At 65.3% G+C, this 21,303-nt stretch carries 16 protein-coding genes and 1 pseudogene; 5 read left to right on the top strand and 12 right to left on the bottom strand.

Going from position 1 to position 21,303, the window contains the following annotated elements; all coding sequences use genetic code 11:
• Positions 1–236 precede the first annotated feature (236 nt).
• A pseudogene (locus tag ND747_RS05515) lies at positions 237–563 on the bottom strand (NUDIX domain-containing protein); the annotation flags it as partial.
• Between the two features lie 598 nt (positions 564–1,161).
• Here ND747_RS05515 and ND747_RS05510 point away from each other — a divergent pair.
• Positions 1,162–3,207 carry a TIR domain-containing protein gene (locus tag ND747_RS05510; protein WP_251732363.1) on the top strand — a complete coding sequence of 682 codons (2,046 nt, stop codon included), beginning with the start codon at positions 1,162–1,164 and terminating at the stop codon, positions 3,205–3,207.
• A 37-nt stretch (positions 3,208–3,244) separates the two neighbouring features.
• Here the strand turns inward: ND747_RS05510 and ND747_RS05505 are convergent, their stop codons facing one another.
• From ND747_RS05505 to ND747_RS05485, 5 genes are read right to left on the bottom strand one after another with little or no spacing between them, the layout of a single operon-like run.
• On the bottom strand, positions 3,245–3,724 hold the full coding sequence (locus ND747_RS05505; RefSeq protein WP_251732362.1) for an NUDIX domain-containing protein: 480 nt from the start codon (positions 3,722–3,724) through the stop codon (positions 3,245–3,247).
• 42 nt (positions 3,725–3,766) lie between these two features.
• Positions 3,767–4,207 (bottom strand): hypothetical protein, encoded by a 441-nt coding sequence (locus ND747_RS05500; RefSeq protein ID WP_251732361.1) that lies wholly within the window; start codon positions 4,205–4,207, stop codon positions 3,767–3,769.
• On the bottom strand, positions 4,207–6,327 hold the full coding sequence (locus ND747_RS05495) for an integrase (protein WP_251732360.1): 2,121 nt from the start codon (positions 6,325–6,327) through the stop codon (positions 4,207–4,209). The genes ND747_RS05500 and ND747_RS05495 overlap by 1 nt, the downstream gene beginning before the upstream one ends.
• Entirely contained in the window at positions 6,324–8,177 is a 1,854-nt protein-coding gene (locus ND747_RS05490; protein ID WP_251732359.1) for a hypothetical protein, read from the bottom strand. The genes ND747_RS05495 and ND747_RS05490 overlap by 4 nt, the downstream gene beginning before the upstream one ends.
• A gap of 8 nt (positions 8,178–8,185) precedes the next feature.
• Positions 8,186–9,592 (bottom strand): integrase, encoded by a 1,407-nt coding sequence (locus ND747_RS05485; protein WP_251732358.1) that lies wholly within the window; start codon positions 9,590–9,592, stop codon positions 8,186–8,188.
• 365 nt (positions 9,593–9,957) lie between these two features.
• Between ND747_RS05485 and ND747_RS05480 the strand changes: the two genes are divergently transcribed.
• From ND747_RS05480 to ND747_RS05470, 3 genes are read left to right on the top strand one after another with little or no spacing between them, the layout of a single operon-like run.
• On the top strand, positions 9,958–11,055 hold the full coding sequence (locus ND747_RS05480) for a tyrosine-type recombinase/integrase (RefSeq protein ID WP_251732357.1): 1,098 nt from the start codon (positions 9,958–9,960) through the stop codon (positions 11,053–11,055).
• Positions 11,052–13,367 carry a site-specific integrase gene (locus ND747_RS05475; RefSeq protein ID WP_251732355.1) on the top strand — a complete coding sequence of 772 codons (2,316 nt, stop codon included), beginning with the start codon at positions 11,052–11,054 and terminating at the stop codon, positions 13,365–13,367. The genes ND747_RS05480 and ND747_RS05475 overlap by 4 nt, the downstream gene beginning before the upstream one ends.
• Positions 13,357–13,800 carry a hypothetical protein gene (locus ND747_RS05470; RefSeq protein ID WP_251732353.1) on the top strand — a complete coding sequence of 148 codons (444 nt, stop codon included), beginning with the start codon at positions 13,357–13,359 and terminating at the stop codon, positions 13,798–13,800. Before ND747_RS05475 ends, ND747_RS05470 begins: the two co-directional genes overlap by 11 nt.
• On the opposite strand, the gene ND747_RS05465 is transcribed toward ND747_RS05470, so the two are convergent.
• The gene (locus ND747_RS05465; protein WP_251732351.1) at positions 13,758–14,201 is read right to left on the bottom strand and encodes an NUDIX domain-containing protein; all 444 of its coding nucleotides are present in this window, start codon (positions 14,199–14,201) and stop codon (positions 13,758–13,760) included. The two genes, ND747_RS05470 and ND747_RS05465, sit on opposite strands and share 43 nt — an antisense overlap.
• A 309-nt stretch (positions 14,202–14,510) precedes the next feature.
• On the opposite strand from ND747_RS05465, the gene ND747_RS05460 reads away from it, so the two are divergent.
• Positions 14,511–15,851, top strand: a complete 1,341-nt coding sequence (locus ND747_RS05460; RefSeq protein ID WP_251732349.1) for a PIN domain-containing protein — start codon at positions 14,511–14,513, stop codon at positions 15,849–15,851.
• A gap of 416 nt (positions 15,852–16,267) precedes the next feature.
• Here the strand turns inward: ND747_RS05460 and ND747_RS05455 are convergent, their stop codons facing one another.
• The 5 genes from ND747_RS05455 to ND747_RS05435 all read right to left on the bottom strand — a co-directional run bounded on the left by ND747_RS05455 (position 16,268) and on the right by ND747_RS05435 (position 21,181).
• Positions 16,268–17,437 (bottom strand): hypothetical protein, encoded by a 1,170-nt coding sequence (locus ND747_RS05455; protein WP_251732347.1) that lies wholly within the window; start codon positions 17,435–17,437, stop codon positions 16,268–16,270.
• A 225-nt stretch (positions 17,438–17,662) separates the two neighbouring features.
• On the bottom strand, positions 17,663–18,409 hold the full coding sequence (locus ND747_RS29695) for a TIR domain-containing protein (protein ID WP_251732345.1): 747 nt from the start codon (positions 18,407–18,409) through the stop codon (positions 17,663–17,665).
• 325 nt (positions 18,410–18,734) lie between these two features.
• Positions 18,735–19,349 carry an AAA family ATPase gene (locus ND747_RS05445; RefSeq protein WP_251732343.1) on the bottom strand — a complete coding sequence of 205 codons (615 nt, stop codon included), beginning with the start codon at positions 19,347–19,349 and terminating at the stop codon, positions 18,735–18,737.
• A 103-nt stretch (positions 19,350–19,452) separates the two neighbouring features.
• A complete protein-coding gene (locus ND747_RS05440) occupies positions 19,453–20,148 on the bottom strand; it encodes a hypothetical protein (RefSeq protein ID WP_251732341.1) in 696 nt (231 codons plus the stop codon).
• The gene (locus ND747_RS05435) at positions 20,141–21,181 is read right to left on the bottom strand and encodes a radical SAM protein (protein WP_251732339.1); all 1,041 of its coding nucleotides are present in this window, start codon (positions 21,179–21,181) and stop codon (positions 20,141–20,143) included. The genes ND747_RS05440 and ND747_RS05435 overlap by 8 nt, the downstream gene beginning before the upstream one ends.
• Positions 21,182–21,303 lie beyond the last annotated feature (122 nt).

Here is a 21,303-nt window from a genome sequence, read left to right as displayed (position 1 = left end):
CCAGGTTGGTCATTCCCTGCAACGCGAACAAGTAGTTCCCCACCTGGCAGGGCCGTCACCTGCGCAGACGGGGCCTACAGCGCCCAGAACTTCGGCCGCGGCGTCGACTTCGCGTCGAACGGTCGGACGTTCTTGACCACCGTGGCGAACACCTGGGCAGCCGATGGAGCAGGTTGGCGCCCGGTTCACCAGGTCCGCCTGCTGCCCACCTACGCGGCCGTCCGCGCCGCGCGACGTCACCTACTGGTGTCGGCAGGTGTCCACCCGGTGGCGGCGAAGTTCTGCCGCTTCCGATGCAGCTCGACACCGATCCGCGTGTAGGGGTAGGTGTTGTCGGGCAGCGCTCCCAGGGGGTACCAGGCTATGTGGGCGCATTTGTGCGGTTCGGCGTTGACCGGTTCGCCTTGCCAGTGATCTGGGCGGAAGAACAGGCCCAGTCTCGCGTCCCCGTGTTCGTTCCGGTAGTGGACGGTGGATGCGAGGGTGAGCGACGCCGGGGTCAGGTCGAGGCCGATCTCCTCGCGGGCTTCGCGGCATACCGCGCTGGCGACGTCCTCACCATCTTCGAGTTTGCCGGAGGTTCAGTAGGCAAGCAGGCTGTCGCCTTCTAGGCTGCGGGATCTCGATCAGGGGCACTCCCGGGTGTCACATACCTGCGTCAAGATCGCGCTGGAGCTCTGAGCCGTCCGGCGTCCTGATACCAACTTGCATCGGTGACACCCGCAACCGTTCGCCGCAACCAGCCTGTCCTGCTGCCTCCAGCAGGTCACCCGAGGTAACGAACAACGCGATTGGCGGTTCTGCTGCGGCACAGCGCCTCGGTCGGACCGGTAAGATCGCCTTAGGCGTCACCCGATCATCGATGGGCGGTCGTCCTCGATACCGGATGCCTGAGCACGAGCCGGATCAGCGGCCTCGGCCGCACCACAGCGGCTCACCGAGCATCTCGTCACGTCCGACACCTACGTCCACTTCAGACCGCCCCAAGGTCTTTGGTCTCCAGATGGTGCTCGGAACAGGTACCGCGACCGGACACGTCCGCGGCAGCGGAGCGCCGGCGCCCTCTCGTCCAGACAGCCCTTGCCCGCATGGTGGGGATCTCGTCTAGCACCCGACGGTGCCGATCCACGGAACCGGGGACGCGGGTGGCACAATAACGGCATGGGTCGAGAGGCTGGAGAGGAAGCCGCAGCACAGGACTTCTTTATTTCCTACGCCGACGCAGACAGAGGATGGGCCGAGTGGATCGCTTGGACTCTTGAGGAGGCAGGCTACAGGGTACTTATTCAGGCGTGGGACTTCACCCCTGGCAGCTCGTGGGAATCGCGGCTCAGTCAGGGCATCTCCCTCTCCAGGACGGTGCTCGTAATCCTCTCCGCCGCCTACACCGACTCGGTGTTCAGTGAGGGTGAATGGCAAGCTGCCTGGAGTAGCGACCCCGACGGTTCCAGGCGACGGATCCTCCCCGTTAAGGTCGATGACACTTATACTCCTCCGCCGGGCCTGCTGAGCAGTCTCGTTTATCTTAACCTAGCAGGACTCAGCGAGTCCGCAGCGAGAGATCGACTGCTTTCCGGACTCTCAGCGGCCCTTTCCGGAAGATCGAAAGCGAAGATGGCGCCAGAGTTTCCACAGCCTCATTCCCTGCCGCCATCGGACAGGAGGAAGCCTGCTGCTGAACCTGACTTTCCGGTAGGGCGTGAAGCGCCGTTCGGAGAACGCCAGACGAGTCGGCTGGAGGATGTCTTCCAGCCGGTTGGCGTACCTTCGGTAACCTTCGTCGCACCCAAGGAGTACATCCCGTTTCGCCTGGCTCTACGACAGCGCGGCCTTTGCGTGGTAGTTGAGGGACCTTCCGGAATCGGAAAAACGACGCTGCTAGACTGGGCGGTGAGCCAAGACTCCGCGCGCCTCGGGCCGGTCGTGACCTACACCGCCCGCAAGCCGGATGACGTCGGGCTTATCAAGCGACTTCCACTCGACGGGCACATCGGAATCATCGTGATAGACGACTTCCACCGCCTGCCGGACGATACTCAGCGTCTACTGGTTGACTATCTGAAGCGACTCGCGGATGATCCAAATTCTTCCGGCAAGCTCGTCATTATCGGCATCCCTGAAACGGCGGCATCCCTGGTCAGTGCAAGTTTCGACGTCGCAAACCGCATCCGAGTATTCCGTCTTGGCCCGGCGAGTCGCAAGCAGATCGGCGAGCTGATAGCTAAAGGCGAGGGCGCGCTCAATATCTCGTTCAAGAATAAGAAACAAATCATTCGGACCTCGGCCGGTAGCTTAATAACTGCTCAGTCGCTGTGTTCACATCTAGCGGCACTCGCAGGCGTCGAGGAGACGATGCCCGAGCAGACTGTCGTGCAGACGGACCTGCACGCCGTGCGGGCGCAGGTCGCTGATGAGTTGAGAATAAAGTACAGAGCGGCCGTGTACGAGTTTGCGGCGATGGATGCACCCAACGAAGCGACCTGCGTCGACCTGCTCCTCGAAATAGGTCGTACTGACGACGGAGTCGTGGCTCTCGACAACGCGCGCACGCAGTCATTGTCTCTCATGATGGCCTTGAAAAGAATCGGTCCTACTGCCGGTCAAGATCCGCCTGAGAGCCTACTGGCGCGGCACTTCTTCTATGACGCCCGCAGTAATCGGGTCATGGCAGACGATCCACAACTCCTCTTCTATCTACGCCAGCTGAGACGGGACACGCTCATGTCAGAGGTAGGTAAACGACTGCCGACGCCCCGCGATCACGCGTTCGTCTGCTACAGCCACGCAGACACGGGTTGGCAGGAGCGCCTCCTAATGCACCTCGACCCCCTGGAACGTATGGGTGTTATAGACGTCTGGTCGGACAAACGTATCGAGATAGGCGCCAACTGGGAAGATGAGATTACTTATGCGCTGGACCGCGCCCGCTTCGCGATACTGCTGATCAGCGCCGACTTTCTAGCCTCCGACTTCATTCGCCGTGTGGAGCTACCCGCTCTGCTCACCGCCGCTGAGGGTGGTGGCTGCCGAGTCGTTCCCATCCTGGTACGCGCAAGCGCATTCAGTCAAACACCGGAACTGTCCCGCTTCCAGCACGCAAATCCGGGAGGTAAGACCTTGGCCTCACTCTCGGAGGAGGAAGCCGAACAGGTACTCGCTAACGTCGCGAGATGGCTGATCTCGTTCATCAATAAAGGCAGCACGTAAAAACTCGCTCCAAGCTGTGCCGAGCTACATCAGACAGCTACGGAACTGGGCCTGCTACGGCATGGAAATGCCCTCTTTCCTCCCAGCCGTGAGTCGAAAATGTGCAGCCAGCTCGGATTTGAGCAACGGCCGCAGCTGTGTACTCAACCGTATTTGATGGTAGGTAATCAGGGTCGACCCAGAGTAGGTTAGCGCATTTGTGGGGCTCCTGGTTTTCCGGTTCACCCTCCCAACGGTCGACGGAGAAGAAAAAACCGATCCGCCCTTGACCTTGCGGGTTGCGGTGATGTACGACGTGCACACACTGAAGATCATCCGGATGGAGTGTAATTCCGACCTCCTCCGCGGCCTCTCGCACCGCACCGTCGACAACAGACTCACCCTCTTCGAGATGGCCGCTGGGTGGGCAGAGTTGGCCGTCGGCGTATCCGGTGTTGGCGCGTTCCATGAGGAGGATCTTGCTGTCTTTTCGGAGCAGGACATAGACGTCAACGATGCTGCGGTAACGTTCCGGCACAGGTCTCCTCGCAACATTTGGTTGGGTCGAGAAGGGGGTTCGTCAGCAGGGGCCGATGAGGTGCGGGTCTGTGCGTGACCTGAGACGGACGACGTTCCTCTGATCACGTCCTTGGTCGTGCGCTTGGCTCAGTTCCAGAGACAGCTCGACGATGAGTCTGCGCAAGGTCGCTGCGGAGGCGCGTTCCTCGGCCAGCTCGGCTCTGGATGCTGCGAGTTTCTGCGTGAGGTCGGCATTCTCGTCGGCGAGGTCCTGCATGGTGCTGGGTGCGGAGTTCTGGACCTTGACCAGGGTATGGAAGACCTCGACCAGGTGGGAGTGGTCGGCGTAGACGACGTCGCGGCGTAGGCCGGATTCGACGATCAGTTCGGTGATGGTGAGTTTGCCGGAGCGAGAGCGCACCGGGGTTCCGGCAAGCAGACGCGCGGTCGCTGCCTCGATGGCAGATCTTTCCGCCAGCAGATTCCGGGGTTGTCGGGTCATCAGTGGCCTGCCTGGTCTGCCCGATCGGGGGAGGATGAGACGTGCCGGTCGATGGTGGCTCTCGCGGTTTGGGCCTGTGCGTGGGCGCGGTCGCGGAGTGGCTGCGGTGTCAGGGGGTCGCCGATGGCGGCGCCCAAGAGGCCGAGCCGGGCGCGAAGCTGGTCGATGCTGCGGTCGGTGTAGGCGAGGTTGGAGCAGGTTGAACGGCAGTGGGACTCCTGGGGCCCATCGGGGGTGATCCCCTGCCCGGCGAGGATGCGGCGGCATTCGGCGGTCTCGGCGCGGTAGACGCAGGTCAGGCCGTCGCCGTGGTGGACGTCGGGGTCCGAGTTGGTGAGGAGCCGGCGGGCGTTGCGAGTCTGGTTGACGACCCGGCCGTGAAACCTCGCGACGCGGGCGCGGTATTCGGTGGCGGCGGGTCCGCTGACGTGTTCGCCGTTGGCGAGGCGCCGGGCGTCGGTCTGCATCTGTTCCATGACCATTTCCAGGCGTTCGATGGCGAGGTCGTCGAGCCAGGAGATGTCCGCAGCGCCCGCGTAGTTCAGGGTGACCTTGGTGTGGACGTGTCCGTATTGCAGGGCGGCTGCGATGAGGCCGCGGGGGCGGCGGACGATGGTGTGGGCGAGTGTGCGTCGGAAGCGGGTGGCGTGGAGGTGCTTGGTCGGGTCGGGTGGGATCGGTGGGGTGCCGCCCGGGTGGGTGAAGGTCGTGTTGACCCAGGTGACGAGGTCTTCCAGGTCCTGGTTGATGGCGGCGGTGGAGCGGGCGTGGGTGGTGTTGGCCCGGCTGGTGTGGGCGGCGATCGGGCTGGCGGGGAACAGGAACGGGAAGTTGGCGAGGGTCTCCAGCAGCTGCACGGCGGTGTGGACCGGGGCGACGACGACCCAGGGCCGGTCGGGTTCGGCCTGCCCGGGGGTCAGGGGGCTGCGGTCGTAGCCCTTGCCGCGCCGGCCGTGCACCAGCAGCTCACCGGTGCGGGGGTCGCTGCCGGAGCAGCCGTGGGGCAGGGTGAGGACCTCACCGGGGCGCATGCCCGATAGATAGCAGATGACGGTGAAGGCGGAGGCGTAGAGCAGCCGCACCAGGGTGGGCAGTTCGCGGATGCTGATCGGTCCGGGCCGCCAGGGGACGCCGTCGATCCGTGCGGTGATGCCACCGACGGTGGTGTCGGCGGCGATCGGGAGGCCCGCGTTTTCCAGCAGCGCCCGCTGCCGCGGGGGCAGCCCGGCGCGTTTGTCCGGGGGAACCCCGACCAGGCGCAGAACGTGAGCTCCATTGACGGCGGTGCCCCGGGCGGGGTCGTGCCGTCCGGGCAGCGGGCTTCCGCGTCTGCGGGCGTGGTGAAGGAACAGATCCAGGCGGTCGGGGATGCCCAGCCCGTCGTAGATCTGCTGGGAGGGGTGGGTGCCCGCGTCGAGGTCGTGGAACTCGTGCCAGGCGTCGCGGATGTCCGGGCCAAGCATTTCGACCATGCGTAGCGCCCAGGCGAGCAGAGCGTCCATCGTCGCGGGGGCGATCCGGGGGGTGGCGTTCTCCCTGCCGGCGGGTGGGAGGCGGACCAGGTCCTTGGCCGCGAGTCCGTCCCACGGGCAGACTTCGAGCTGGCATGCGGCCGGAAGACGGTCGCGGTAGAGCCAGAGGGTGCGGACGGCCGCGAGGAGATCCGCTTGGCGGGCGGGGCTGCGGCCCAGCCCGAGGATGTGGGACCGGTAGGCGTCCAGGTCGGCAGCGGTGACCTCGCTCAGGCCGCCGATGGCGTGCTCGTCGAGCCAGGTGGCGAAGACCAGCACGTCGACAAACCAGTAGCTGAGCGTGGCAACGCTAGGCCGCTTACCGGGCCGCTGCCCGGTCGGCGACGCCGGGTAGGGCTGTTCCAGCGCCGCGTGGAAGAACGATTTGAACGGCCGGACCAGCCGCGCCGGGTAGCGCCGCCAGTCCAGCGCGGTGACGGTGACGTGCGCGTCGGGATGCGCCGGGCTCAGCTGCCAGATCATGTCACCGAAGCGGGACAGCAGCGTGTCGTCGGTGCCGGGGCGCAGCGGCCGGCTTGCCAGCACGGTCGTGTCGTCGTCCGGCCAGCCGGCGGCATCCTCGGTATGCGCCTGCGCCGCGGTGGTCATCGTAGGTCCCAGCGGCCGTCGAGCAGGTCGTCCACGAGCTGCTGCTGGCGGGCAGTCACCGCGGCGCGCGCTTGGTCGCGTTCGGCCGCAGTGTAGTGGTTCAGGATCTCCTCCAGCTGGTCGAGACGTCGACGCAGGTGCGCCTCCCAGACAGCCAGGGTGAGGTTCGGCCGCAGCCCGCGCAGCCGCTCGGCGGCCAGCATCTGCACGCCGAGCTGATGCGGCAGCGCGCGGGCGTTCGAGCAGTCCAAACAGTCCAGGAACGACACCGGGCACGGCTGCCCCGCTGCGGCGTGCGGGCCGTTGCGATGGTCGGTGCAGGAGGCAAGAGCGGTGTCCTGCACCCCGGAGATCAGGCGGCGAAGGGTGTCCGGCTCCATCCCGGCCGTAGCCGCCGCGGCGGCCGGATCGCGGCGGGCATGGTCCAGGAAGGCCACGGTGAGCACCGGCATGCCCTGGGCTGCCCGCGCGCTGTCGACCTGCTCGCGCAGCGCGGCACCGACCACCATGCGGCTGTCGTCCTGGACCGTGCGGCTGCGCCGCAGATAGTGGTCGTTCATGGTCTGCCGGGTATGGGCGATCGGCTGCCGGCGGCGTTCGATCACAGTCTGGCGCAGGCGTCCGACATGCACCGCCGGCTTCGTATCCGGACCCGCCTCGGCGGCGGCCGGGAAGCCGCGGCGCCGGGCCCACCACAGCAGGTCCGTGGCGTTGACCCCTTCGGTCCAGCGGGAGCCGAGCGGGCCGGGCCGGGGCACGAAGGTGCTGAATGCCAGGGTGTGGCCGCCGTGCCGGCGGGAGAGCTCGGTCAGTTCCACCAGCAGCTGGTAGACCCGCAGCGGAGAGCGGAACAGTCGTGTCTCCTCACCGGCTGCCTCCAGCACTGCGGGCACGCCGGCGGGCAGGTCCTCCAACGCGATGACCATGTGCTCCCGGTCAGGCCCGCGCCGCGGCTTGACCTCCTCGACCAGAGCAACACTGGTGTCGCCGTCGCCGCCGTCCGGCCGGTGGTGTGCCGCCGGCCACGCGGCGACCGTGCCGAAGTTCTCCCCGGTCAACGCGACCAGCAGCAGGCAGAACGCGACCGCCTCATCGCTGGACAGGCACAGCCGCCTGCCGAGGCCGGTCATGCCACCGGCCTTCTGGACAGCCCGGGAATGCACGCCCGAGCCGACCCGAGGAAAATCACCGGTGCGATCGAAGACATCCAACAACACCCCCAGCCCGGCCTCCGGGCTATCGGAGGGCAGGCCACCGGCGCGGAAACGATCGAGCAGCCGGCGGCCGGCCCGGATGCGGTCCCGGGCCAGCCGCACATCCTGCCGCACCACGGTCATGATCTGCTGCCATTCCGTGTCGCCGTAGCCGACAACTGGGCTCACCGGCGCCGCTGGCGCGAGCCGCGCGGACACCAGCGCGCTCCGCGTGGGCTCCGGCAGCTCCGGATCGTCCCGCAGCAGCACCCGCAGCCGCTTGAGATACTCCCGCTCGCTGGGCTGACCACGGTAGCGCAGGAGAAACCCGGTGAGGTGCGCGGGCCGCAGATTGGCCGGGCCGCGCGGGGGCGGCGACGCCGTGGCGAGCGACGCGGCGAAGCCTCGCAGGATGTCGAAGTGTCCCACGGCGGTGCTCATCCGTTTCGTCGCCGACCGCGGACCGGCCCGGCGGACGAACACCCGGACCAGCCAGAGCTGCACGTCTCGCTCGACGGGCAGACCGGCGAAATCGAACGTCCGCTCCCGCTGGCCGGACTCCTCAACGAACCGCACCCGCAGGCCGCCCCCGTCCGCCGCCAGCCGCTGCGGTGGCCGCCAACCCGCCGCCGGCTGCGTCGCACGCCGGCCACCCACGCCGGCGGTCACCCGGCGCCCGCCGGGCTGGTCAGGTCCATCCCCGTGAGCACACGGCCGCTGTCGACGGCCACCGCGCGCAGCAGCACCTCGACGGCGGTCTGCTCCTCGCCGTCCAGCAGAGCCATCAGATAGTCGACGTCCAGACGGGTGAACGGTTCCAGATAATGGTCGCGGGTCGTCGACGGATCGGCATGCCCAAGAAGGCCGGCGAGCTGATACCAGATATCGCCGAATTGGGCCCGGTAGTCCTTCAGCTCCTCGGCAGTGAAACCCGCCAATCGGTTGTCCCATACCATCGACAGGATAGAGAACCATTTCAGTGCGAAGCTGTGCCGGCACATATGCGGCGTGCACCACAACGGCACATGCCCCACCCGGCCCGCAGCCGTCCACGCCCCTGCAACACGGCGGTTTGCGGCGGTGAAGGTGTCCTCCCAGCCGTGCGCATGTTTCGGCAGCCCATCGCGTCCCAGCCACACAGCCAGCGGTTCCAGACCATCATCCGTCCGGCGGAACAGACCGCGGCGCTCATGCGGGCTCAGCACGTCCACCGACATACGGACCGGCCCATCCACACCCTCCAGCGTGAGGATGCGGGAGCGGGCGTTGTAGCCGGTGACGATCCGCCGGACGGTCAGCTGTTCGTAGCGGCCGGCGTGCTGCGCCCAGCGGACCCTCTCGCCCCGTGAGCCTTCCTGAGGGTCCACGTAACCGCGCACCGCCGTCAGCACCCGACGCGGTATCCGGTAGACCCGCCCGTGCCGGCCACCCTTCGCACACGCCGCCGCCAGCCACGCCCGAGGAAAACGATCCTCGCCCTCGCCGGGAAGCTCCACGTCGAGGATGCTCGCCCACTCGGTCAGCCGCAGCCCCGTCCCATACAGCCCGTCGACGAACGCGGCATCCCGATCCTCATACGGGCCGCACCAATTCGACCGACGGACGCCGTCGAAGCCGTAGCCACGCAGGCCGATGTCCCGCCACTGCTCGAACGCCGACCGCAACAGCCACTTCACCTGCCGCCGTGTCGCCCCGGCCGGACGCAGCGGGTCCCGAGACCCACGCCGGCCATCGACATCGTCACCTGGCCGGCCGGCACGCGCCCACCGGCCGGAGGGAACCGGGTTGGCCACGCCGTAGCGCACCGCCGCCCACGAGTAGAAGCAGTTCAGCGCCGCCCGGTCCGCGTCGAAACTCGCCGGCGCGACCCGGCCGTCGTTCGCCCGGTCGGTCACCCGCCAGTCCTTGAACCCCTCCACATCGCCCGCAGTCGCCGCGTCCCATTGCCGCCCGAACACCTCCAGGAAATTCAGCCAGACCACCAGCGAGTAGGCGTACCGCCGCCATGTCGACGGCTGCGCCGCGGCCATCGGACCGGTGCGGAAGAACAGGTTAAGCCGGGCATCGGCCATCCCGGACGTTTTCATGATAAGCGGCGTGCCATGCCGCGCGCCGTTACGCGCCGCCCGCTCGTGTATATCACCCAGCCCGCCGATCCCGTCAACCTCAGCCTGAGGAAGCTTGGCTGTAAGGTCATAGAATTCAACTATCCAGGACGCGCTGTTCTCCATCACGATCTCCCGGAGGCTCTCGAACCGACAACAAAGCGAAGCCTAGAGAACCTCCGGAACGTTGTACTGGCCGTCCGCGACTATTTGGACCTGACGGGCCACTGTCAGACACGCCCGCCACGTGCGACTCCGCACCCCTTCTGCTCCGTAGCTGACAGTACGTTGCTGACCACTGTTCACGACGGGGAGCGACGGGAGACCGGTGGGTGCGGGTTCGGCGAGTGGTCGGGTGCGGTGCCCGGCGGGAGACATACACGGTCGTCGGCGATGACGGCCACGTGGTCGAGCCGGTGGATGACTTCCTGGCGATGTGCACGGACCGGGAGTACTCCCCGAACACGATCCGGGCCCGCGCGCACGATCTGGTGCTGTGGCTGCGGTTTCTTGCGGCTGTCCACGTCGAACTGTCGGCCGCGTCCGCGGAGCACGTTGACCAGTTCGCCGGCTGGCTGCGGCGGCCGGTCGATGCGGGCAGATTGGTGGCCGCAGATTCGGTGTTCCCGGTCCGGGAGGCGACGACGGTCAACCGGGCGCTCGACAGCGTCTACATGTTCTACGAGTTTCTGGCCCGGCGCGGCGTCGAGGTCGCCGCCCAGTTGGTAGTGGTGCGCCGCCGGGTCGGGGGTGAGGATCGCAGCTTCCTGGCCGGTATCGCTCCGAGCACCTCGGCGGTTCGCCCGACGAAGCTGAAGACGGTCAAACGTCGTCCGGCGACGTTGACCGACGGACAGGTGCAGACTGTTCTGGACGGCTGCGTGCGGCTGCGCGACCGGTTCCTGATGGCGCTGATGTTCGAGACCGGCTGTCGGATAGGACAGGCGCTGGGCCTGCGCCACGAGGACATCGACACTGATCGGCGGTCGATCGTCCTGCTGCCGCGAGAGGACAACGTGAACCGGGCGCGGGGGAAGAACCGGGAGCCCAAAGAGATCCCGGTCCGCCGTTCCCTGTGCGATCTCTACGTGGACTACCTGTTCGCCGAGTACGGCGAGCTGGAGTCGGACTACGTGTTCGTGAACCTGTGGGACGGACCGGTCGGGGCGCCGATGACCTACTGGGGTGTGATGAGCCTGGTCAAACGGCTCCGCTGCCGCACCGGGGTCGACTTCCACCCGCACCTATTCCGCCACACCCACGCCACGGCGCTGCTGCGCGCCGGGGTCCGACTGGAGATGGTTGCCGAACTACTTACCCACCGCTCGGCGCGGACCACCGCCGACACCTACGTGCACGTAGACGCTGACGACATGGCCGACGAGCTCGTCCGAGTCGGCTTCTGGGACACCACGGAGACAGCCCGATGAGCCCGCCTGCGGCAGTCCTCGCCCTCCGGGAACCCGCGGACCCTCGGGTGGCGGCGATCCTGGCGGTGCTGCGGCCGGAGTTCCAGGTCCACCGGTTCATGCCGCCGGCCGGTCACTTCCTGACCCCGAAGGTCTGCGTGATCGAAGGATGTCCGGGCGGGACGCACGCGCACGGTCTGTGTCCCCTGCACTGCCACGCCTGGGAAACAGCCGGCCGCCCGGATCTGACGGTCTGGGTCGCTGACCCGGCCAACGTGGACGTCGGCTGGGCCGGGCCAGTTCGTCCCTGCCCCGTCGCGGGCTGTCCGCACTCGCAGGGCGGATGGGGGCTGTGCGACGAACACCGCCGCCACAGCACACCGACGATCACCGCAGGGGTCACCACCGTCGACTATGTAGCTGGCAACCCGCCGGTCATCCCGCGGCCGACGGCCGAACCATGTGGCTACCCCGGCTGCGGCTTCCCGACGAGCCAGGACGGCCTGTGTGACGGCCACCGTTACCGGTGGACCAGGCTGGGCCGGCCACCGCTGGCCGAGCTGCCGGCCGCGGTCGAGGCACTGCGCTACCCCGGCTACACCCTGCGCGGCCTGCCTCCCCTGGCCAGGTTGGAGTTCCAGTACCTGCTCCAAGTCCGCACCGACACCCGCCGCAGCCACATTCCCCTCGGCGACTGGAACCAGGCGGTCCGGCTGGTCACCGCTGCCGGCGTCATCTCGGTCCGTGACCGGGACCTGGCTTACTGGCAGGGCCAGATCCGACGGGGCTGCGTCGCCCGCGGTCTGTTCCGCATGCTCCTCGACGCCCTCGACGACCTGCACAACCCTGGCCGTGAATGGGACAGGGACGTCTGGAGGCCCGACCGGCTCGGCTTCGACCTGGAAGCCCGCCGAGGCGTGCCGCCGCTGCACTTCGACCGGATCTCGCAGCCGTGGCTGCGGGAGCTGGTCAAACGCTACTTCCGGCTGCGCCTGGCCACGGTAGAGCTGCGTAGCGTCGCCGGGCAGCTGTCGTCGTTCCACTGGCTCTCCCGGTTTCTTGCCGACTGCCGGGCCGACCGGCAGCACGACCCAGCCGTACTCGACAGGCCCACGCTGGAGCAGTATGTCGGCTGGCTGGTCGACGCCCGCGACCAGCGGCCGGGGAAGTTCCACGGCCGCACCCTCGCCGCGCGCACCCGCAAGCTGCACCTGTCCAAGCTGAAGGGCTTCCTGGAGGCGTGGCGGCGCTACGGCTGGACGCCCCGGCTCCCCGACGACGCTCACATCTACGTCGACGACCTGCCGCGCGTCGCCGGGCTGAACGCGAATTTCATCGACGAGTACCTCATGGCGCAGATCGAAGCCGAGGAGAACCTGGCCCTGCTCGATCCCGAAACCCGCACGATGGTCCTCATCTGCCGCGACGAAGGACTGCGCATCGGCGAGGCGCTCACTCTGAAGACTGACTGCCTGCGGAAGCTGCCGTCCGGCCGGTGGGCGCTGGTGCACTACAAGAGCAAGGACAAGAGCTACCGGGCGATCCCCGCCTCCGCCACGGTCGTCGACGCCGTCCACGGCCAGGTCCAACGGGTCCACGCTCGGTTCGGGGACCGGTGCGGGTGGCTGTTTCCCGGGATCAACCAGAACCCCGACGGGTTCTACTTCGTCTCCTACACCACCCTGACGAAGCGGTTTGACGCCTGGCTGGACTGCATCCAGCTCGCCGACGCCCACGGCCGGCGTGCCACCGTAAACTGGCACCAGTTCCGCCACACCCTCGGCACCCGGATGGCGAACGCCGGCGTGTCTGGCCGTACTATCCGCGAGGTCCTCGGCCACACCTCCTGGTCCATGCAGGAGCACTACTCCCGCATCGCCGACGACACCCTGCGCCGCGAGTACGAGGAGAAATACGAGGTCCGCTTCAACCGGAAAGGCGAGGCCGTCCGCATTCGACCGGACGCCGATCTGGGTGGAGTGGAGTGGCTCGCCGAACAGATTGGCCGCCGGCTCCACGCCGTCGCCGGCGGTTGGTGCGGTCGGCACCTCGCCCGTGCCTGCCCGAAGAACGCTGCCGACGGCTGCTACACCTGCCCCGACTTCCAGGCCACCCCCGACCTGCTCCCCATCCACGAAGACACCCTCGCCCGCACCCGCCAGCTCCAAGCCGACGCCGAGAGAACCGGCCGGACCCGCGTCGCCGAGAAGAACGCCCGCCTCGCCGACGCCGTCTCCCACCTCATCACCCGCATCCGCACCGAGGAGAACCACCACGCAGACAGGCGCACCGGCCCCGCCCTCGTCCTGGACACCGCGGCCGATGCTTGCTGACAACAGCCACCATCTCGCCGCCGCAGCCCAGCAACGCAGCCTCGCCTGCACCGCCCGCGTCCACGCCATCCTCGACGACCTCGAACACACCGCCGACCCTGTCAGCGTCGCGGCCGTCGCCGCCAAAGCCAATGTCTCCCGCACCTTCCTCTACGACCCAGCTCAGCAGGCTCTCCTCGCCCGGCTCCGCGGAATCGCGGCCGGCCGTGACCAGAGCAGCACGCGGTCTGCACGGCCCGCCGGACATCGCATTTCCGCCGAATCACACGAGCACGTCGTCCGTGCCCTCCGCAACCGGATCAGCCGCCTCACCACCGAGAACGCCCGGCTCAACCACGAACTCGCGACCGCGCTCGGCCAACTTCGCGACCTACGTCGCACCCGTGGCCCTCAGCGGTCCCAACCATCCACCGAGAACGGCGCGCCACTCTGACACTGCGCGATACCCGCCGCCGGATAGGACACTGTGTTTTCTGGAAGCGTATCCGGATCCGCCCACACCAGGCCGCCGCACTTGTCCGGCTCCAGGTTTGTCGGCTCACCCTCCCACCTCTCGGCCTCGAAGAAGAAACCGATCCTCGCGTCACCAGAGCCGCCACGATGGTGCATGACGTGCAGGAACCTTAGCGCCGCCGGCTCCACTACAATACCGATCTCCTCCTTCGCCTCCCGGATTACGCCGTCGATGACCGACTCACCTCGTTCCAGGTGTCCGCTCGGCAGATTAAAACACCCGTCACCAAAACCGGTATTCAGTCGTTTCGCCAGCAAGACCTTGCCTTCCCGTCGAAGGACGAGATGAACATCGACGATGCTGCCGTACCGTTCCTTCATGTTGGTGAACCTCCAAATTTCAACCATGGGGCGGCGCGTAGGGGGAAGCTGGTAAGCGAACTCGCTCCATCAGTCGGCAGCAATAGGATACCGAGCATTGACCGAGGCCACGAGCGCCTAAGGTCGGGTAGATCGAGATGCACTGAGGCCGGCAACGATCAGACTGCCGCACGAGCCATCGGCTGGCTGCCAGTCCGCTGTCTGCGCAGGGGCGCGTCGCTGCAGGTCGGCAAGCCTTTCATGTTGATCAACAGATTTTTCGCCGACGCCCGATAGCTTGTGCGTGCAGGTCGGGTCTACCATAGCGACATGGATCCCGCCAAACCAGCCGAACCGATCGGCGGAAGCTTTCGAAGCTTGTTCCCTGGCTTCTATCAGTTGTCGACCGTTGAGCAGGCAGAAATACTCCAATCTGGACTCGTTGTACTTGATACTAATGTCCTCTTGGATCTTTATCGATACACCAAAGAAGCCCGCGGGGAGCTTCTTGGTCTATTGGAGCTGTTCGGGGATCGTCTGTGGATTCCTTATCAAGTTGCATTAGAATTTCATCAAAATCGGATGCCTGTCATCGGTGAGAGAATGAGGGAGCCGGAGGGGTACATCGCAAGGCTGGCCAAGACGCACGAGGGGGCAGTCTCGTGCGTTGGCGAATTCGGACGCCGATTCGGCGTGGATAGCGAAGATGTAGAACGTCTACTGGCGACGTTAGGTCAGGCTTATTCATCGATCGACGCTCACTTTCGAACCATTCAAAGTGAATACGATCTCAGATTGCCGGAAGCTACGTCTGGCGACCCGGTGCTTGACGTACTAGAGAGACTTTTCGATGGACACATAGGGCTCCGGCCATCGGCAGATAGTATAGCTGCTGCCGTTCAGGAGGCGGCGCGACGCGCCAAGTCGAGAATTCCCCCGGGGTACAAGGACTTTGACGGCGGGAAAGATGGCGAACGAGCATCTGGAGACTACCTCCTATGGAAAGAGATCCTTGACGAGGCAAAAAAGCGAAAGCTGCCTGTAATCCTGGTTACGAACGACGTTAAGGAAGACTGGATAACTCGCCATCAGGGATTTACCATCGGCCCGCGATCTGAGCTTAAAGAAGAGATGTCGGACGTCGCGGGCGTCAAGTTTCATATAATGAACAGTCGGACACTTCTCCGCCAGGGGCGCGATTTTCTACAGGTTCATGTCAGTGATTCAACGCTTCTTGAGGCCGAAGAGTCTGAGCGCCAATACAAAAGCAGGCTGGCTGAGGCAGAAATGCGTGCATCGGACGCACGCAAGATGGCAGAGCAAGCACAGATGGAGGCGGCAGTACGTAGACGGGAGGCTGAAGACGCCATCAGTCGACACGCGGCCGCTTCCGCGCAGCTGGAATCTCTAAGATTGAGACAGAAAGGTATACTCCGACTTGTCGGAAGAGGCTCAGAAACGGGCGGTGTCGCCGAGGATGAGCTGAGGCTGACGAGAGAAATCGGGCAAATTGAGCAAATGATCGAGGCGCTCCGCGCCGAGATTGCGGTCAGCCAAACGAGGGCGGATGCCGCTCGGATGGCGAGCAGGGAAGCCGAGCAAGCGGAGGCCAGAACACAAGAAGATTACTACTCGGCTAAGGCTATTCTTGAGCAACGGCGCTCCGGTTAGCTTTAATGTATGTATGGACTGCCTGTTGATCCAGGCTGGGACTTTGCAGGCCGATCAGCACTCGTTACGGGAATTCTGGCCTGATATGAAGGTACCGAGGCGCCAGCGATGCGTGCCTGACAGTGCCAGCAAAACATCGTCGCAGGTCGCGTTCTATCGAGAGACGGATCGGTCCAGCTAGCGGCAAAGCCGGTATTGATACGCTTCGCAAGCAAGATCCTTCCCTCACGACGCAGGATGAGATGAACATCCACGATGCTGCCGTATCGTTCCTTCACGTGAACGGACCTCCGAGCATCAACTGAGAAAATTGTCTCGCCGGGGCAGTCGATCGGGTGGTCAGTTGACCTTCAACAGCGGTTACATACCCTGCACGAATTGTCTCTTGCTGCCAGGGCTCGACCGTGCAGGCAAAATCAGCGCCCGTCACGGCGATGCCGATCGGAAACGAAAGTGCCGAGCAGGTCCTCCTTCGAGGCGCCGAGGGACTGCGCGAGCATCTCCAACAGAAAGACGCTCATATTTACAAGCCCGCTGACTAGTGGCGTCACGTCCCGATCTTCACGCAAGATTCGATCAATGGTTCCACTCAACTCCGGTCCCGACCCATAAGTAAGCCATGTTCCTACGACCGCTGCGGCTTGGTCGTCGCTATGGAGCATCCCCGGCTCCGTACGAGGTTCACCTTCTTGCGTTCGATCTGTACGCAACACGGAGATCGGATCTTGTTTACTCAGAGCGTCTTCGACGACATCGATCATCGAGATTGTTGGAAAGGATTGAAATGCGAATTGGCCACTTTCTTCGCGCGGCACTTCGCGCTGTATCTGAAAGACCGCTGGATGTCCTTCTGCGACCCCGACCCGGCCGATTCCTTCCCGTAGTCGCGGGATTGCCGTTCCGCAGTACTCCAACAGGAGCGCGAGGACCTCGTTCTCGATCTTGCGATACCCGGACATCGCTTCCTCTATTAGGGGAAGGAGAAAAATCTTGTCCGGCCAACCATCCAGAAGCTTGCGCGCGTGTTTGCTCCAGTTGAATTTCGCGAGGAGAAGATCGGACCGGCTTAGATAGAGTTGGAGCGATCGCGAGCCGTCGGCATTCGCGGCGACAACGAGACCGCCCAGCGGCGGACCGCAATGCTGTGCGTAATCGCGTAGATTGTATAGAAAACGATAGCCCACGTTCGAATCAAAGACCCCATTGGTCGCCGCCTTGTACCGGCGGAACTCGTCGCTCGCCTCGCCGAAGCGCTGGGAAATCGAGTCGCGATTTGCCTCCAGGTATAGGCGGGTTGCGGTTAGCCAGTTCGTGACCAGGCTCATAAAGCCTACTGAAATCACCCGCTTATCTACAGTGCGAAATGTTCCCCCGACTCGCTCGATATTCGCATACATGCGGTGCATAGAGGTCAGCTGATTCCAGTTGCGGTGGAGTAGCTGGTAAGTATGGCGCTCGGTAACTGCTCGATAAGTGGCGATTGATTCGAGATAGGCATCGAACTCCTGCCTTGTAATATCGACGAGCGGATGGACGTCGAACCCGCGCTGTCCATCCGCCTGCTGCCAGGTTCCTAGAACAAACATGTAATCGCCCTACTATCTCGGCTACCTCGGCGCAACACTGCGAGGGCAGGGAAATCTATCGCCCCGGTCTACGCTGAACTAATGTTTCATTTAGATGCCGCCTACTGCGGATGGCCTCGAAACCAAATTTGATCAGCTTCTTCGGCGGATTCTTCCTAAACCCTTCCGGGGCTGCCGCTACAATTCTCCTGCACAAGGCGAGAGATAGAACTGAACGGACTGGCATCACCTCGAACCGGCGACCTCCTCCAGGACCGCACCGGCGATCTTCGCTGCTATGTCAAGCACCGTGTCGGTCGCCGTGCTGAATCCAGCGAGATCAGGCAGGATCCCGCTGTATTCTTTGACGTCATCAATAGTTGTACCGTGCAAGACTGGGATCAGCGTCTCCTTGTGTAGGAGAGCTCCAAGCTCGCGCTCGGTCCAGAAGCGTCCGGCCAGATAGGCAGGCGTGAGAAGGGCTACGCCTGCACGCGCCTTACGAAGACCGTCATCCATTTGCCGTGACAGGCTCTTGCCTGGACGAATTCGCACCTCGTCGAACCAGACGGCGAGCCCGAACCCTCGGAGTCGCGTGCAGAGTTCGTTTGCTACATCATAGCCGTCAATATGTGCATAGCTAAGAAAGATGTCGTACTCGCGGCCGTCAACTGGTATCGCGCTGTGGAGTCGATCGACCAGTTTCTGTTCCTGTGGCGTATAGCGGACCTGCGGCTGGCCCTGCGCCGCGAGACGACGATTGATATCGTCGATCACCTTCTTGTTGTGCGCAACCGCGCGACGATTTTGCTGATCAACAGTGCGGTTGTAGTCACTAACAACTTTGCGGTTGTGGGCTTCAACCTTGCGGTTATAAGCATCGACTTCTCGTTGAGCTTGGGCCTCGACCCGTTTCAGGTCACGCCTCAGCTGCTGCTCGGCTTGCCGCTGCGCGGCACGAAGCGCCCGGTTGAGATCACTCGCGCTCGCCACTATGCCTCCTCTGCCCGACACGACCTATTTGAGTCGATCTTCGTCGAGGGTACTGGCCACCCCCGACAGGGCCGAGCAACTCGACCGTCGGGCGTGGCGACGAGAAGATCCGATCCCGACCGAGACTGCCCGCACTCATGTGCCTGGCAGTGTCAGCGACACATCGCAGCAGGTCACGGTATGTGTAAGGACGGACAGGTCTAGATAGCGGCGAATCCGGTGCCGGCCCGTAGCGCGAGCAGGACGGCGTCGTCTCGGATGAGCAGGAGCATGACGTCGATGACACTGGTATACGCCATGGCGCGCAGTCTCCCAGGGAGGCAGGTCAGCGGGTGGTTGGGTCGAGGCCGAGGGCGGTCAGCTGCTCGGCTATCCAGCCGACCCGCTGGCCGGTGGACATGTTCGGCGGGATGTCGTAGATCCGCTGCCCCACGGTGGCGCAGATGCTGCGCACGACCCGATCGGCGGCGGGCTGGATATCGAGGACCTTCGACCGGTAGGGGTCACCTGCCTGCTGTTGGTCGAAGCGGTCGCAGCAGTAGAACACCGCGTCGTAGACGTGCGCCCAGGCCCGGCAGAAGGTCTCCATCGCGTGCAACACGGGGGCATGTGGACCCTCGGGGCCGCCGGGCAGGACGAGCCAGGCGTAGGCGAGGACGTTCGCGATTGTCTTATCGCAGATGATCATCGTGTGTTGGCGGGCGACGCGGAGCTGGCTGGACAGCTGGGCGGCGAACAGGTCGACCTCGGTCTCCAGGTCGAACTCACCGCGGCCGTGCACGACGATCTCCTCGATGAACGGGCTGTTGCGTGCCGGTTCGGGGACGCAGGCGACGTGTACGCCGCGTTCCCGGTAGTGGGCGGCGAGGGCGTGGGTCAGCGTGGTCTTGCCGGAGGCGTGGGTGCCTTCGACCGCGACGACCAGGCAGGTGCGCAGCATCAGCGGGTTCCTTCCACGCCCAGCAGCTGGTCGCCGCGATCGGCGGGGACGGTACGCGAAGGCGGCAGGCGCCGGGTCCGGTCGGACGTGCCGTCTGTGCCGCTCATGGGATGCGCGGCGGCAGGTAGGTGAGCTGGTCCCAGGCCGCGGCATCGACGATGGCATCGAGGTGGAGGGCATCCCACTGGTAGTGGTCTGCGTTTCGTGCGGCGATCAGTGCGATTGCCAGTGCATACGTGACGTGCTGCCGAAGGATCTGTGGGGTTGTCGGGTCAGTCCCGGCCGGAGGGAATTCGGCGGGCAGCGTGTGGAGGTCGTAGCCGGCGCAGATGTCCGCCAGCGTGGCCGGCCCTGGCTGGCTGCTCGTGTCGTGAAGGCGAGCCACACCGCGTTCCAAGGGCTGGCCGTGCCAGGCGTCGCGCACGGCGGCGATCCCGCGCGTGGCCTGGCCGGTGCCTACGGCGGTCAGGGCCGCGAGTTGGTCGCCGAGGCGGTGGCCGGCGAGGATCGCAGCCTGACGTCGAGCCTGGACAAGTAGCGCGTCGACAGACGCTACGACGGCAGGCGTCTCCGCGGGCTCCTCGGCGGCGAGGGCGTGGAAGCCGAACCGCACCGTCGTGTCGGTCACGGTCAGCGAGCGTGCCCGTGGCAGCGGAAGGTACACGGCCGCGGCGGCGGCAGGCGAGCTGTCGGTTGCGGTGACCGAGAAGGCGGCGAGCAGGGAGGTCCGGTCGGCGAACGGGCGCCGTGCGCCGCCGAACGGGGTGTCGGCCCAGTTCAGGTTGCTCGCCTTACGCATGCGCAATCCGCAACGAACGGCGCGGCGACAAGGGCCGTCCGGCGCGGCCGACTGTGTGAATCGACTGGCCCAAATATTTGGCGTAGTGGTTGCGTTTGAACCGGTACCGCGCCCAGATCTGGCTGATCGGCTCGTCGAGCAGGCTGCCCAACGGTTCCAGCAGGTCGGGGGCGTCGTAGACCGGCCAGGCACTCGCCAGCCCCCGCGGACTGACCACGATCATGTGGCCTTCGGTGTCCGCCGTCCAGGCCGTCAGCCGCAGCGCCGGCCGCCAGTCGTGCGCCGTGCGCAGACCAGCCAGGCGATCGAATGCCGCCGTGGCCTCCTCGATGGTGAGGAACTCGTGGTCGGCGAGATCGAGCGCGTTGCCCTTGCGCAGCGGCATGATCAGCTTGAGTTTCCCGGCGTCGAGCACGTCGGCGATCTGAAGGGTGAAGGGCAGCGCCGTCAGCGTCGAGCGGTAGACGACCGCCGACAGCGACAGTGGCAGCCCCGCGGCCTGGAACGCCCGCACCCCTTCCATGACCTTGTCGTAGTCGCCACGGACCCGGTTCGTCGTGGCCCGCGGCCCCTCTAGGCCGACGTTGACGAACGCGACCTTGCCGGCCAGGTCACGTGCGTGCTGGAGCCCACGCGTCGCGTTGGTCGGCAGGCCGATCACTGTGCCGGCGAACATGTTGACGACGTCGACGATGTCCCGGCGTAGCAGTGGCTCGCCGCCGGAGAGGAACACCCGCGGTACTCCAGCCAGGTTGTCGCGCATCCGCTCCAGCGCGGCCAGCGTCGGATCGGGCTCCTGCGAGGTCTCGGAGCAGAACGAGCAGTCGAAGTTGCACCGCTTCGTCACCTGAAGGATCACCGACAGTGGACCGGTCGCCGCGGAGGCGACCGTCTCCAGGTCCAAGGACGCCGCGAGGTCGAAGTGGTGCCCGTCGGTGAAGACCACAGGTTCAGCAGCGCGAGTAAGACCCTCGTCGCTGGCGGGCCGCGCGGCGGGATTGACCGCAGGTACAGGTGGGGAGGATGCGATCATCAGGTCCTTCTCGACGTAGGCGCGAGCGGCGACCAGGCCAGCTGACCGCCACCCTTCGTGACGGCGAACTGCGGCGCCGACGCTGAACGCCTCCAGCGTCCCAAGCGATCCACACCGCAGTC

Origin of the sequence: Frankia sp. R82, assembly GCF_023716925.1 — a bacterium.
Taxonomy (GTDB): domain Bacteria; phylum Actinomycetota; class Actinomycetes; order Frankiales; family Frankiaceae; genus Frankia.
The sequence above is the reverse complement of the archived record's forward strand: the minus strand, read 5'-3'. Positions and strand labels throughout refer to the sequence as shown.

Excerpts from the sequence above, each read along its gene's own strand:
- ND747_RS05510 (WP_251732363.1), top strand. The coding sequence starts at position 1,162 with ATGGGTCGAGAGGCTGGAGAGGAAGCCGCAGCACAGGACTTCTTTATT.
- ND747_RS05500 (WP_251732361.1), bottom strand. The coding sequence starts at position 4,207 with ATGACCCGACAACCCCGGAATCTGCTGGCGGAAAGATCTGCCATCGAG.
- ND747_RS05495 (WP_251732360.1), bottom strand. The coding sequence starts at position 6,327 with ATGACCACCGCGGCGCAGGCGCATACCGAGGATGCCGCCGGCTGGCCG.
- ND747_RS05485 (WP_251732358.1), bottom strand. The coding sequence starts at position 9,592 with ATGGCCGATGCCCGGCTTAACCTGTTCTTCCGCACCGGTCCGATGGCC.
- ND747_RS05475 (WP_251732355.1), top strand. The coding sequence starts at position 11,052 with ATGAGCCCGCCTGCGGCAGTCCTCGCCCTCCGGGAACCCGCGGACCCT.
- ND747_RS05470 (WP_251732353.1), top strand. The coding sequence starts at position 13,357 with ATGCTTGCTGACAACAGCCACCATCTCGCCGCCGCAGCCCAGCAACGC.
- ND747_RS05465 (WP_251732351.1), bottom strand. The coding sequence starts at position 14,201 with ATGAAGGAACGGTACGGCAGCATCGTCGATGTTCATCTCGTCCTTCGA.
- ND747_RS05460 (WP_251732349.1), top strand. The coding sequence starts at position 14,511 with ATGGATCCCGCCAAACCAGCCGAACCGATCGGCGGAAGCTTTCGAAGC.
- ND747_RS05455 (WP_251732347.1), bottom strand. The coding sequence starts at position 17,437 with ATGTTTGTTCTAGGAACCTGGCAGCAGGCGGATGGACAGCGCGGGTTC.
- ND747_RS05445 (WP_251732343.1), bottom strand. The coding sequence starts at position 19,349 with ATGCTGCGCACCTGCCTGGTCGTCGCGGTCGAAGGCACCCACGCCTCC.
- ND747_RS05440 (WP_251732341.1), bottom strand. The coding sequence starts at position 20,148 with ATGCGTAAGGCGAGCAACCTGAACTGGGCCGACACCCCGTTCGGCGGC.
- ND747_RS05435 (WP_251732339.1), bottom strand. The coding sequence starts at position 21,181 with ATGATCGCATCCTCCCCACCTGTACCTGCGGTCAATCCCGCCGCGCGG.